The following is a 14,730-nucleotide window of genomic DNA, read 5'->3' on the forward strand; positions in this document are numbered from 1 at the left end:
AACGACTGCACTTAAAAGAATGGAATGGGCGCATTATATCATTAATTGTGCTAAGTTCAGCCTTCCTTTTCCTCCGACCTTTCCAATATCACCCAAGTTTCAATCAATTAATGAAGACTAAAGTATAAAATATTGCGCCCCCAAAAAAACAACTTATAATCATTTTTTAACCAATTCAACGATTTAACCAAAGAGGAAAACCCAATGAAATTCAATAAAACCACCCTATTTTTCACCGCACTTTTTGCATTTTCTACCGCAACGATTAGCTCTGTGGTTTATGCGGATAATGCAAGCCAATTTCAACAAGGCGTTGAAGCCGCAGAAAAAGGCGATTATCAAACCGCTTACAATCTTTGGAAACCGTTGGCAGAGCAAGGGGATTCATCGACTCAATATAATTTGGGGGTGATGTATCATCAAGGGCTAGGCATAAAACAAGATTATCACCAAGCGGTGAAATGGTACCGCTTGGCAGCAGAGCAAGGGTATGCAAATGCTCAATATAATTTGGGGGTGATGTATCATCAAGGGCTAGGCATAAAACAAGATTATCACCAAGCGGTGAAATGGTACACCTTAGCAGCGGAGCAAGGAGAGGCTATGGCTCAAACTAATTTGGGGATTATGTATAGGCTTGGGCAAGGCGTTAAACAAGATATTTCGAAAGCAAAATATTGGGCAAGCCAAGCCTGTAAGGGCGGAAATCAGGACGGGTGTGAAGTGTTGGCTATGTTAGAGGAAGGGATATAAATGAAAATCAAAAATTTATTACTTTGCGGCTTCGTTTTAGCCTTAGGTATTGGGGCTGGGGTTTATTTTACCCAGTATTATCCTGAGCAAGCTGAGGCTCGTCAGTTGGAAAAACAAATTCAACGTGATTATTATGGTGGCACATTTAAATTATCTGATTCCGAAGAAAAAGAAATCACCCCCGAGAGATTGAGAGTGCTGGCAGAAAAAGGCTATGCTGTCGCTCAATACGGATTGGCTGAGTTTTATCAGGAAAATGAGAATAATACATTAGCGAAAAAATGGTATGAAAAAGCCGCCGAGCAGAAAATGGCTCGTGCTTATGTGAAATTGGCGGATCTTGAGGAAAACCAATCTGATAAAAAAGCCTTGTTAGAAAAAGCCTCAGCCTTGGGGGATGCTGAAGCTGATTATGATTTAGCGATGATTTTTTATTTGGAAAATGATGAACTCACCGCAGCAATGTTGGCTGAAAAATCAGCTAAGGCAGGTTATTTTCAGGCAATGTCCTTATTACCCGGAATATATCGAGAAGGAATCGGGGTAAAACAAAACTGGGAGAAAGCCTTTGATTGGTCGTTACAAACTTATCGACAAGCAAAAGCGTTAAATGTGGCAGCAGTTGAACCGGCAGTTGTTCTGGAAATGAAAAATACCAATCTTTGGCTTGAAGACACCTATAAACAGTTGGCAATTTTCTATTTATTAGGGATTGGCACAGAAAAAAATGAAGCTAAAGCCCAACAGTTATTAGCGGAGAGAAATGCACTTTTACAAGATGCGGTATTGAAGATATTCCTAAAAACAGAATTAACCCTTGATGAATTAAAAGCTGAGATTTTAACCATGGATATTCCGAAAGCATACCAAGAACGAGTGGCAATTTTAGAGGCTGAAATGAATAGCAACCGTGATCCTGAGTTTTGGCTAAAATTAGGTGAGAAAACGGAAGATCAAACAAAAGCCAAAGGTTATTTTGGTTCTGCCTGTGATTTTGGTAGCCAGAAAGGTTGCGATAAATATCGTGAAATTAATGAAAAAGAAATGAAGAACGAGTAAATAACAAACGGTCGGCTGTTCTGTTAAACAACCGACCGTTTTTACGTTAGCGAGTAAAACCTACCCCACCAACTGTTTCAAAATACGGCGAACCGGTTCTGCCGCACCCCATAAGAGTTGGTCGCCCACGGTGAACGCAGCGAGGTATTCGCCCCCCATAGCGAGTTTGCGTAAACGTCCGACAGGCACACTTAATGTGCCGGTAACTTTCGCAGGGGTTAATTCGCGTAATGTGGTTTCTTTGTCGTTTGGAATCACTTTCACCCATTCATTGTGTGAGGCAATGATTTGTTCAATTTCCGCTAACGGTAAATCTTTTTTCAGTTTGATAGTAAAGGCTTGGCTGTGGCAACGTAATGCACCGATACGCACACACAAACCGTCAACCGGAATCGGGTTGTCGCTTAAACCAAGAATTTTGTTAGTTTCCGCATAGCCTTTCCATTCCTCTTTGGTTTGTCCGGTTTCAGGCAATAATTTGTCGATCCAAGGGATAAGGCTGCCACCCAATGCGGCACCAAAGTTTTCTGTTGGGAAATCATTTGAAAGCATTTCTACGGTGACTTTACGTTCAATGTCTAAAATAGAAGCCGCAGGGTTGGCCAATTCATCTTTCACGGCATCACGTAATAAGCCCATTTGCAAAAGCAATTCACGCATATTTTTCGCCCCTGCACCTGAGGCTGCTTGGTAGGTTGCCACAGAGACCCATTCCACCAAATCACGTTCAAATAAACCGCCGATCGCCATTAACATTAGGCTTACTGTGCAGTTTCCACCTACAAAGGTTTTAATGCCATTTTTTAAGCCTTCGTCAATCACATTTTGGTTTACCGGATCGAGTACGATGATGGCGTCTTGTTCCATACGTAATGCCGAGGCTGCATCAACCCAGTAACCGTTCCAACCCGTTGCTTTTAATTTTGGATACACTTCGTTGGTGTAGTCGCCACCTTGACAAGTGACGATAATGTCTAATTTTTTAAGTTCGTCAATATCGAAAGCATTTTTGAGTTCGCCCGCCTCTTTGCCGGCAAAGACAGGGGCTTTTTGCCCGGCTTGGGAAGTGGTAAAGAAAATAGGATTGATGTTGGCAAAATCATTTTCTTGCACCATACGATCCATTAATACGGAACCGACCATTCCGCGCCATCCGATAAAACCGACGTTTTTCATAGTTTTTTCCTTTGTTTATGTTGTGTTTGAATGGGTTTATTAATTACAAGATAGCGCAGTCAAAATCAAGTATTTTTATAATTAATCTCAAGAAATTCATTAATTCTTACCAACAAAAAATCCCCTTTCGGGGATTTTCATTTTTTTAAGCTGTCTTGCCGGTTGCTTTTTTCACTGCAACTTTTTTCGAAGTAGATTTAGTTTCAGATTTGACCGCACTTTTCCTAGCTGTAGTTTTTGAAGTTTTTGCTTGAGTGGTCGCTTTTTTTGTTGCCGGTCTTCTCGTTACCGTTTTTTTCTTGGTTTTTTCACCTAAATTAACCACTTTCCACTCATTAAATTTTTCTAACAAGACTTTCCCCATCGGGCTTGGATCACCGGTAAAGAGAGTTTGTAAGCCGTTATTTTCAATAATATGACGACGTAATGCCAAACGTTCTTCATGATTTTCAGCTAAACGAATCGCTCTTTCTACATATTCATCGACGGTATTGGCAATTAGCCATTCAGGTAAGCCCAAACGTTTGAATAAGCCTTCATCAATATGTTCATGTACTTCAGAACCGGTTTTACAGATACCGACTAAACCAAGAGTCACCATATCAATAATGCCGTTTGTATTCCCAAATGGGAATGGGTTTACCATCATATCGCAATTATGCAAAATTTGAAGATATTGGTGATAAGCCGAGTGTGGGTGTGCCGTGGCATCATCACCTAGATAAGATTTAATAAAACGTGTTACATAAGGATGGGTAATACCGCTAGATTGCCCCAATGCAAAATGGAAGTGTACTTTTACGTTAGCACGATCACGAATGGCTTTTAATGCTTCCAAGAAATAAGGATTTAATTTCATTGTTGTGGAGGCAATACCGATATTCACCACTTCCGGATGAGCGCGTAATCGGTATTCCACATTCTGTGGTGCGAGAGCGGATGGCACATAAGGAAGTGCATCTTTTGGTAAACGTAATAAGGTTTCACTAAAACAGGCTTCCGAACCCACGTAATCATCTTCAACAATCACATATTCAATAAAGTCTGAGTGAGTCGTGGCTGGGTGCCCTAATGCAATAGTCTGAATCGGCGCAAGGCGGGTATTGCTGGCAAAAATGGTTGTGAGATCCATTCCAATACTTGGCATATAAAATATAGCTGCGCCGTTTTCATCACAAATCCCTTTTAAGAACGTCAATTTATCAAGGATATTATTACCGTTGATTAAATGGAACTCGTCAAATACGCCTCTACCCGAATCATCCACAGCCTTACCACCGATACCAATTAAATAGAAATGTTCACGTGCGGCAATCATTGATGTTGAATGCGTGCGATAGATTGAGTGTGCGGAGTGGAAATGTTCTAAAAGTACAACCATCACCGGCTTACCATTACGCTCACCTAATTTTGTTACATCACGATCAGTCCAGCCTTGCTCAAGAAGAAAGCGACGTATAACCTGGTTTAGTCCCCGTTTTACATCATGTTTATTCTGTGCAACATCATAACTACAATGCATATATACATCATGAGAAATACCACTAGGAAGATTGTTTAGATTTTCAATCTGCGCTAATTTTTTAGGGAACCATTGCAAGAGGGCTGCACGTTTACCAAATGATTGTTCCGTACCAATAAAACGAGGTGACTGTAATGCAAAACACAGAGAGGCACAAAGTTCCGGATTAATATTCCATAACGCATCTAAATTAAGGTTAACATTTGATTCTGGCAAATATAAAATGCAGAACTTAATCAATGCAGATTCTGACGTATCCAAATGAATATCTAACGGGTTCTCAGGATTTGGCTTCCGATTATAGGTTTGTAAAATATGATCCGCATTAACAAAAGGCGATGCAGCAAAAATCAGATTTAGCCAGCGTTGTAACGTTAAGAAACGTCGTGCGCCGGAAACAGAAATGTCTAATTTCGGGTCGGTGAATAATTCTGTAATAGCTACCGCCATGCGAGTAGCAAAGTAGATATGTCTATCTTGGGTAAGATGTTCAAGCTGTTTGGGAACATCAATTTCAATATCCTTAATTTCACCGAAATTTGAATCGATCTGACCAAGAATATCAAGTAGCTCAACGCAAGCGTCTTCATAGTTTTTGGCTGCCACTTTTTCTTCAAAACGTACAACACTTGGCTTTTTCACTTCAGACATTTTATTTTCCTTTTTATTTTAATTTAACAAGTTCCCCACAGATCATATTCATCTGATTGGGTAATAGTAACTTTAATTACATCACCGACTTTCACATCCATGCCGCTGATATTCTCAACATAAACCAGACCATCCACTTCCGGTGCATCCGCTTTGGAACGTCCGATGATACCTTCTTCATCTATTTCATCGACCAATACATCTAAGGTTTTTCTCACTTTTTGTGTTAAACGCTCGGCTGAAATTTTCTGTTGTAATTGCATAAAGCGATGGAAACGTGCTTCTTTAACCTCTTCCGGCACTTGATCCGGCATATCCGTTGCAGGCGCACCGTCCACCGGACTAAATTTAAAACAGCCGACACGATCGAGTTGGGCTTCTTTCAAGAAATCAAGTAATAATTGAAAATCTTCTTCCGTTTCACCCGGGAAACCCACAATAAAGGTGGAACGCAAGGTTAAATCGGGGCAAATTTCACGCCATTTTTTAATCCGCTCTAAAGTGCGGTCAATACTTCCCGGCCTTTTCATTGCTTTGAGAATTTTCGGGCTGGCGTGCTGCAAAGGAATATCCAAATAAGGCAATAACGTACCGTCTGCCATAAGAGGGATTAAATCATCAACGTGTGGATACGGATAAACATAATGCAGACGGACCCAAATGCCGAGTTTCCCTAGCTGTTTACAAAGCGTCATTAAATCGTTTTTAATCGGCATTCCGTTCCAGAATGAGGTTTTTACCCCTCCCTCTTGGCGTTTTAAATCCAGAGAATAGGCGGAAGTATCTTGCGATACGACGAGCAACTCTTTCACCCCGGCTTCAGCTAAACGTTTGGCTTCCTCTAATACCTGAGTGATAGAGCGGCTTTCCAAATCACCACGCATGGAAGGTATAATGCAAAATGTGCAGCGATGATCACAGCCTTCAGAAATCTTCAAATAAGCATAATGTTTTGGGGTTAATTTCACCCCTTGTTTAGGCACAAGGCTAAAGTAAGGATTATGTGTCGGTTTCGGCACGTATTTATGTACTTGAGCCATTATAGCTTCATAGCTATGAGGACCGGAGACTTCCAATACTTTCGGGTGTACCTCACGAATACGATCTTCTTTTGCACCAAGACAACCGGTAACAATCACCCGACCATTTTCTTCTAACGCCTCTCCGATGGCTTCTAAAGATTCTTGCACTGCGCTATCAATAAAACCGCATGTATTGACGATCACCAAATCAACGTTTTCATAATTCGGTACGATATTGTAACCATCACTACGTAATTCTGTCAGAATACGTTCAGAATCCACTAAGTTTTTAGGACAACCCAAGCTCACAAAGCCAATATTCGGGGTTGAATTTTGCATAAGTTTATCTCTATTCCACATCCATAAAGCGCCTAATTTTACTGAATTTCCGAGTAAAATGCGACCAAAGAAAAGCAAAAGATTATAAAATTAACTATATTTTTATTTTTCAAGTGGGTAGAATCCTATACTTTATGAATAAAAAACAGCACTATGGAAAATTCATCCCTTATTTTGACCGCACTTTTAAGCCCCCATCATTTAACGATTCTCGGCAAAATGTTTCTGGCATTACTTTTAGGTAGTATTATCGGTTTAGAACGTGAGTTAAAACACAAACCCGTTGGCATTAAAACTTGCTCAATTATTGCGATTACAACCTGTGTATTAACCATGGTTTCTATTCAAGCGGCAGAACATTACGCACAAGTATCCGAAAACATTCGCACCGACCCGATGCGTCTTGCGGCACAAGTTATTAGCGGCATCGGTTTCTTAGGTGCCGGTGTGATTTTACATAAGAAAAATGATGCGATTTCAGGATTAACTACCGCTGCGATTATTTGGGCTGCCGCCGCAATCGGTATTGCAACCGGTGCCGGTTTTACTTTTGATGCCTTTATTGCGACGGCGATGATTTTAATCGCCATTCGTTTTAGCCCTATGATACAGCGTTTAGTCCGTCATAGAGGGAAAAAAAAGAAAACCAAAATTATCATTCATCTCAGTTCATCTACTTCGATTGCAATCATTACAAATCTATTGATTCAAAATGATTACCGCATTGAAAATCTTTTCGTAAAAGATTTACCCAATGGTGAGGTTAGAGTTCAGATCCGATGTTTTGCTATTGATAGTGCAATGATTAAAGATATTTACACATTATTAAAAACGGAAGAAGGTGTGCTGAGCGTTGAATTATTTGAAAATTAAAAAAAGGGGAATGGTTGTTCCCCTTCATTCTTTTAAATATTGTTTAAAACTATTTACCGCCTATCATCGTCCATTTCTCAGCTATTTGCCTTTCGCTAGTTTTATTCCCAAATAGTTTTCATCATTTTGTCTTTTTCTATTTTAAGCACAATAAAAATTCAAACGTTCGTTAATTGATAAAAATTCCTTTACATTAAAAATAAGATGAATATGATAACAATTCTTATTTTTAAGCCATAAGGAATACCATGTATAAAAACCAAATTACATTTTTTATTTGCTTAACATTATGCGCCTCTCGCGCTTTTTCTGAAGAAAAAACGACAAATCACGCTAATATGCTGCCAGAAATTGTGGTATATGGAGACAATAATAAATCCCTTTCCTCCACTCAAACGCTCACTTCCACAGAGATAGAAAAAACACCTACAAGCAATAATAACATTACCGATTATTTGCGTTCTAACCCGCATATTCGTTATGAAGACAGCGATCAAGACGGTTTTCAACGTGGCGAAATTAAGCCGCAAAATATCTCTATTAATGGTGCGGATACAAACCAAACCGCTTATTTTGTCGATAATGTAAATGTGAACAACGATTTAACGGTGGATAGTGAAATCTTTGACGGTGCAATGCAAGTCTTGCCGGGAATTAGCCATACACAGGCTTATTTCTTTGATGCTTCTATGCTTTCCAAAGTTGAAGTACATGACAGCAATATTTCCGCCAGTCTAGGTGGCTTTATGGGGGGAGCAGTGGTCGCCAAAACGAAACAATATAGTGGTAAAGATAGTGTTTCACTCAAATATCGCACGACAAATTCCGGCTGGGCAAAAATGAATGTCGATAATTCGGCACAAAATTTATTGGATAAAATCAAACCTGATGCCGCCGGTGTTGCCGAATTTCAGCCTAAATATCGCAAGCAAACATTCAACATCGTTTTGGAAAAAGGCCTAACGGATAATTTAGGTATGGTGCTGGGTTACAGTAAACGTTACTCCCAAATCCAACAAAATCGACTCATTGGATACGATACCGAAGTTAAATTAAATAAACAAAATCACCTACGCAATTCCGATAATTTATTGCTGAATTTTAACTTAGCGGCAAATGAAAAAGATCGCTTTGAGCTAGGATTCCGTTATTCCAATTATAAAGAACAAAAATATTACGCTACCAATATTGATAGCGATGTCAGCGATTATCATCAAGCCTTCGGCACGACATTGGCATGGGTTCACTCCTTTGATTCGGGAATTTGGACAAATACCTTAGCTTACGATCGCTTTAAAGATAAACGAAAATCCTCCTCTGTCAATGTAGAAACGGTTTCTGTTTTTGATGAAAATTTTGATCAGATTTATGATTATGAAAAAGGCGGTTACGGTAACAGTTCTCTGACACAAAATAATCTTCATTTCTCAACGGAATTTGCCGTTGATCCTTTTGATTTAGGCACAAGTCGCCACTCTATTTCCGTTGGTGGTATTTATCAGGCAACACACTATAAATTTAATCGCCCTCAAGATGTACATTCTAAAATTATTCAGCGCAATCCCCATATGGATCCGATTGAATTCACCAATATCACCTATAAAGGCAATGCAAAAACCCGTTATCAAAATTTCGTCTTTTATGCGGAAGATTTAATCACCTGGAACAACTTGGAATTTCGCCCCGGAGTACGTATCGAACGGGATGATTATTTGCAAAACAACAACATCGCCCCACGCTTTGTGGCACGCTATAAACCTTGGGAAGAAACCGGTTTAACATTAGGATTGAACCGTTATTACGGCCGCTCTTTCGCGTCATTAAAACTGACCAATGAAATTTTAAAAATCAACCGTGATACCAGCCGTGAATATCAAGCATTCAATTCACTAAAAACGCCTTATGCCGATGAACTCAGTTTGGGAATAGAACAAGAATTCGGCAATTTAGCATTTAAATTGAATTACATTCACCGCCAAAATAAAAATCGAATTGTGTTAAAACGTGATGCCAACCGAGTGAATTCCTATCATAACGGCGGTGATTTCAGCGTGGATGTTTACACATTCCAAATAAATAATGATCAGCCTTGGCAAGTGGCAAAAAGCTATTGGACAACCTCTTTGGGATTTGATTGGTTAAAAACCAAACGTGCAGATATCGGACGGGAACTTGATCCCAATGAAGCGGTATATCTTGACGGTAAATTAATGACCCGCCGTGCCATGCTCAATAAAGTCAATAGTTCTACCGAAGATTGGATTGCCCGATTGGGTGTAGATATGGCAATCCCTGACTACCATATTACTTGGTCAAATAAAGTTTATATGAAAGCCCCGATTCGCAGTTACGAATTACTGGATAGTGATTTTAATGATGGTATTTCCCGCTATCGTTCCTATCATTACGGTCGCCACACCCAATGGGATTCCAGTATTCGCTGGCAACCGACAATTACCGGCAATCACAGTGTTTATTTACAACTTGATATTCTAAACGTACTCAATCAGACCCGTAAATCCAAAACCGTTAGAGCTATTTCAACGAATGATGAATATGGTATCTACACACCCGGCCGAGAATTTTGGTTGGAAATAGGCTACAAATTCTAAGTTAATATTAATTTCTGCTACGCTAATACGAATTAGCGTAGCTTTTCTTTTTTTATATTTAAGCAAAAATGATGAAAAAACTAACCGCACTTTTTTTACTCTTTTGTACTTTTGGCATGCTTATCGCCTGCCAAAGCAACGTCGATTCCGACACATTACCTTTTGATCCCGATATTAAACAGGGCAAGCTGGCTAATGGACTGCAATATTATATTTTACACAACAGCGAGCCTAAAAATCGGGTGTATCTTCGTTTAGTGGTGAATGCCGGTTCAATGCACGAGGACGACGATCAAAAGGGGATCGCCCATTTAGTGGAACATATGGCATTTAACGGTTCAACAAAATACCCTGAAAATACCATTATTAACGCACTGGAAAAGTTAGGCATGAAATTTGCCCGAGATATCAATGCCTTTACCGATTTTGAAAATACCGTTTATACCCTAAATCTGGACGATAACAGCCCGCAAAAGCTCTCTCTTGCCTTTGATGTCATCAATCAATGGATGAATCATCTCACTATTTTGCCGAAAGACCTTGACGGTGAGCGTGGTGTGGTTGAAGAAGAATGGCGTCGCCGATTAAGCCCGATGTTGCGCCTCGGCGATAAAAAAAGTGCCATAGAAATGGTGGGATCCCGCTATGTATTACGTGATCCCATTGGGGATATGAAGATTATTCGCCGTATTTCCCGTGAGCGGGTGGCGGATTTTTATCATAAATGGTATCGACCGGATAATATGTCGGTGATCGTAGTGGGGGATATTGACCCCAATGAAGTCAAAACCTTGCTGAATAACGCCTTAGCGCAATCCGATCCACGCTTACAAACACCACTTGATAAAATCGACTTTTCTATTCCGCTTATTCAGCATTGGCGGGTAGCAAGTGTTGCCGAACAAGGCACAAACATTCCGGCATTGGAACTCAGTTTTTTTGAGGAGGATAAACAGCAGGAAACTGTTACGGACTACAAACAAGATCTCATTCAGCAAATTGTGACCCGTTTGGTCAATTTACGTTTGCAAAAATGGGAAGAACATCAAGGTGACTGGTTGGATTCAGCTAATTTTTACCGTTCTCATCTTGGTAAAGAAACCCTACAAACGGTTTTTTCATTGCAATTATTCAATACGCATTACTTAAAAAATATTACCGCACTATTTACCTTTCTGGCTGAAATTCGACAACACGGCTTTACTCAGGAAGAACTCAATGCGGAAATCACAAGGCTTCACCGCCTCAATGAAAAACAAAAAGAGATTCGTAGCGGCAGCTTAAAAATTGCCGATGAGCTAATTGTTGTTGCGGCAAATCATCAAATCACGTTAAATGCAAAAGATCGCTACAAGCTAAACCGCCGTTTTTTAGATGAAATCAAGCTCAGCGATATCAATGAAACCTTTAATAAGACGTTAGCATTAAAAGCCAAATTATTATTGGTAACCCAACCGCTACCAGAACAAAAACTCCCATTCAATGCCACAGATATTGAACAACGTTGGGAACAAATCATGCGTCAAACCCAAACCCCTTGGCAACATGAAAAACACCAAGCAAAACGACCGCACTTTACTTCTGAAGGCGGTGCATTGGTGCTGGAAAAACATTGGGATAAAGGTAATATTGATGAATATCGCCTGAGTAACGGGGCAAAATTGATTTACCATTACAGCGATAAAACACCAAATCAAGTTCATTTCCGCGCAGTAACCCACGGCGGATTACGCGCCGTGCCAAATCAGGATTATCATTTGTTGCGCACTGCGACCATTTTGGCGGATGATAGCGGTGTCGGTGAACTCGCTGCGGCGGATGTTAATCATCTCTTTGGGCAAAATCCTCTCGTGTTGGCTACGGTGATTGATGAGGATAAACAAGGCTTCACCGGTGTGGCAAAATCACAGGATCTGGCTAATTTACTCACGCTGTTTCGGTTAAAACTGCAATCCGCCCCGATTTCCGATAGTGCATTACAAAAATATCGCCGAGAAACACAGGATTATTTTAAACAAATTGATGCAGAAACACTGTTTATGCAAGCCATATCCCGCTTGCGCCAACCTAATATAGCCACGGCTTACACGCAAAAACAAAGCGAGTTATTAGGTTTTACGGCTGCGCAATTAAGCCGAATCTATCAAGAAAAAATTTTGGCTAACACGGATTTTACTTATTTCATTATCGGTGATATTTCACGACGTGATGTTGAAAAATTAGCAAAACAATATTTGGCAACGGTTGAAGTAAAAACGCAGCCGCGTAAACTTCAAATCCATACCATCCACACGCCGAAAAAATCATTTTTGATGAGCGGATTACGCGAGCCTCGCACCGATGTGGAAATTTATCTTACTACTGAAAACCAATGGCAAGCAGAGCAAAAATACGCGTTAGACATTCTTGGCGATATCGTGCAAGAAAAACTACGCCTTGTGTTGAGGGAAAAAGCATCGGGTATTTATTCCGTCAATAGTTGGTTTAATCAAGAATCTTATATGCCGCAAATTGAAGGAAAAATTGAATTTAGTTGCGCACCAGAGAGAGCCAATGAGCTGATAAAATTAACGCATCAAATTTTAGATGACATTATTGAACAAGGCATTGATGAAACTTTGCTTCGCAAAAAACAGGCTGAACAGTTGCAACAAATTAAACGTCAATTTGACTCATTGGTCTCGGTGGCAAGCCTGATTGAAGAAAGCTATTGGCAACAGGGCAATCCGCAATTGGTTTATCTCTATCAAAGTTTAGAACAACTTACCACTAAAACTAAGATTGGGGCATTAGCCAAAAAAGCGCTCGCTAAACCAGTTCGTTTTGAGGCAATTTTACGCCAATAATTGACCGCACTTTAGACCATTAGGTGAGCCATAAAACAATCAGCCCCTCAAAATAGCGATATTTTGAGGGGCTGATCACTGATGTAAATTAAGCTAATTTTGCTTTCAGGAAATCAAATAATTGATCTTTTGCAATCATTTCTTTCTCACCGGTACGGCGATTTTTATATTCAATTTCACCGTTTGCGAGATTTTTCTCGCCAATCACCACCATATGCGGAACACCGATCAGCTCCATATCCGCAAACATTACTCCCGGACGTTCTTTGCGATCATCCAAAATCACATCCACGCCCTGTGCTTGTAGCGTGCGGTAAAGTTCTTCGGCATATTGCTGGACGGTTTCGGATTTATGCATATTCATCGGCACAATCGCCATAGTGAATGGCGCAATTTCATCGGTCGGCCAAATAATGCCACGCTCATCATGATGTTGTTCAATCGCCGCGGCAACCACTCGGGTTACCCCGATACCATAACATCCCATCGTCACGACCATTGGGCGACCGTCTTCGCCTTGTACGGTAGCATTCATTGCTTCGGAATATTTTTTGCCAAGCTGGAAAATATGTCCTACTTCAATACCACGTTTAATCAGTAGTGTTCCCTTGCCGTCCGGACTCGGATCGCCTTCCACCACATTGCGAATATCGGCGATTTTCGGCAAGGCTACATCACGTTCCCAGTTAATGTTGAAATAATGTTTGCCGTCAATATTTGCCCCTGCGCTGAAATCCGACATCAGTGCTACGGTACGATCGATAATAACGGGAATATTCAGGTTCACCGGCCCTAAAGAACCCACGCCTGCCCCAATTTTAGCTTGGATTTCCGCTTCATCGGCAAATTCAAAAGGGGAAGCCACTTCCGCTAATTTTTCCGCTTTAATCTCATTCAGTTCGTGATCGCCACGGATAATTAATGCCACTAATGGCGCGTCTTCCACCGCACCTTTAACAATTAAGGTTTTCACGGTTTTTTCAATCGGCAGGTCAAATTGCGTCACTAATTCCGCAATGGTTTTCGCATTTGGCGTATCAACCAGTTCCATTGCTTTGGTCGGTGCGGCACGCTCACCTATCGCCACCGCTTCGGCTAATTCAATATTGGCGGCATAGTCGGATTCGGTGGAGAAAATCACATCGTCTTCCCCACTATTCGCCAACACTTGGAATTCATGGGAAGCGCTGCCGCCAATAGAGCCCGTATCCGCTTGCACCGCACGGAAATCCAACCCTAACCGAGTAAAAATATTACTATAGGTTTGATACATCACCTCGTAAGTTTGTTGCAAACTTTCTTTATCGGTGTGGAAAGAATAGGCATCTTTCATTATAAATTCACGGCTACGCATCACACCAAAACGTGGACGGACTTCATCGCGGAATTTGGTTTGAATATGATAAAGATTAATAGGTAACTGGCGATAAGAGGTAACTTCGCGACGCATTAAATCGGTAATGGCTTCTTCATTCGTCGGGCCAATCACAAAACCACGCTCTCCACGATCGGTAAAACGCAATAATTCCGGGCCATATTGCTCCCAACGACCGGACTCTTGCCAAAGTTCTGCCGGTTGTACCACCGGCATTTTAATTTCAAGCGCACCGCTTTTATCCATTTCTTCGCGAATCACCTTTTCCACTTTACGCAATACGCGCCAACCTGTTGGCATCCAGTTATAAAGTCCGGCGGCGAGAGGACGAATCATTCCCGCACGTAACATCAGTTGGTGGCTGACAATGGCGGCTTCCGCCGGGGTTTCTTTTAATGTCGAAAATAAATATTGACTTGTACGCATTGAATTAACCTTAAATTCGTTAAATGAAGAAAAAATTGGTGGGAGTATAACAAAAAGTGCGGTCATTTTTAACCGC

General features: G+C 40.7%; 9 protein-coding genes. 5 read left to right on the forward strand and 4 right to left on the reverse strand.

Annotation, left to right across the window (positions count from 1 at the left end):
• Positions 1-204: 204 nt before the first annotated feature.
• Both PNEUHYL_RS04420 and PNEUHYL_RS04425 read left to right on the forward strand, forming a co-directional pair.
• Positions 205-753, forward strand: a complete 549-nt coding sequence (locus PNEUHYL_RS04420) for a tetratricopeptide repeat protein (protein ID WP_059366042.1) — start codon at positions 205-207, stop codon at positions 751-753.
• Positions 754-1,812 carry a tetratricopeptide repeat protein gene (locus tag PNEUHYL_RS04425; RefSeq protein ID WP_059366043.1) on the forward strand — a complete coding sequence of 353 codons (1,059 nt, stop codon included), beginning with the start codon at positions 754-756 and terminating at the stop codon, positions 1,810-1,812.
• Between the two features lie 60 nt (positions 1,813-1,872).
• On the opposite strand, the gene asd is transcribed toward PNEUHYL_RS04425, so the two are convergent.
• The 3 genes from asd to rimO all read right to left on the reverse strand — a co-directional run bounded on the left by asd (position 1,873) and on the right by rimO (position 6,522).
• Entirely contained in the window at positions 1,873-2,988 is a 1,116-nt protein-coding gene (gene asd, locus PNEUHYL_RS04430) for an aspartate-semialdehyde dehydrogenase (RefSeq protein ID WP_059366044.1), read from the reverse strand.
• Between the two features lie 145 nt (positions 2,989-3,133).
• Positions 3,134-5,161, reverse strand: coding sequence for a UDP-glucose:protein N-beta-glucosyltransferase (locus tag PNEUHYL_RS04435; protein ID WP_059366045.1), 2,028 nt, complete (start codon positions 5,159-5,161; stop codon positions 3,134-3,136).
• Positions 5,162-5,184: 23 nt separating this feature from the next.
• The gene (gene rimO, locus PNEUHYL_RS04440; protein ID WP_059368814.1) at positions 5,185-6,522 is read right to left on the reverse strand and encodes a 30S ribosomal protein S12 methylthiotransferase RimO; all 1,338 of its coding nucleotides are present in this window, start codon (positions 6,520-6,522) and stop codon (positions 5,185-5,187) included.
• 153 nt (positions 6,523-6,675) lie between these two features.
• Here rimO and PNEUHYL_RS04445 point away from each other — a divergent pair, with 153 nt between their 5' ends.
• The 3 genes from PNEUHYL_RS04445 (at position 6,676) to PNEUHYL_RS04455 (ending at position 12,853) form a co-directional block, all read left to right on the forward strand.
• A complete protein-coding gene (locus PNEUHYL_RS04445; protein ID WP_059366046.1) occupies positions 6,676-7,395 on the forward strand; it encodes an MgtC/SapB family protein in 720 nt (239 codons plus the stop codon).
• A 248-nt stretch (positions 7,396-7,643) separates the two neighbouring features.
• The gene (locus tag PNEUHYL_RS04450) at positions 7,644-10,007 is read left to right on the forward strand and encodes a TonB-dependent receptor plug domain-containing protein (protein WP_059366047.1); all 2,364 of its coding nucleotides are present in this window, start codon (positions 7,644-7,646) and stop codon (positions 10,005-10,007) included.
• A gap of 71 nt (positions 10,008-10,078) precedes the next feature.
• Positions 10,079-12,853 (forward strand): M16 family metallopeptidase, encoded by a 2,775-nt coding sequence (locus PNEUHYL_RS04455; RefSeq protein ID WP_059366048.1) that lies wholly within the window; start codon positions 10,079-10,081, stop codon positions 12,851-12,853.
• Positions 12,854-12,941: 88 nt separating this feature from the next.
• Here PNEUHYL_RS04455 and proS read toward each other — a convergent pair whose 3' ends face one another.
• Positions 12,942-14,654, reverse strand: coding sequence for a proline--tRNA ligase (gene proS / locus PNEUHYL_RS04460; RefSeq protein ID WP_059366049.1), 1,713 nt, complete (start codon positions 14,652-14,654; stop codon positions 12,942-12,944).
• Positions 14,655-14,730: the final 76 nt, after the last annotated feature.

It is taken from the genome of Rodentibacter caecimuris (assembly GCF_001019715.1).
GTDB classification, from domain to species: domain Bacteria; phylum Pseudomonadota; class Gammaproteobacteria; order Enterobacterales; family Pasteurellaceae; genus Rodentibacter; species Rodentibacter caecimuris.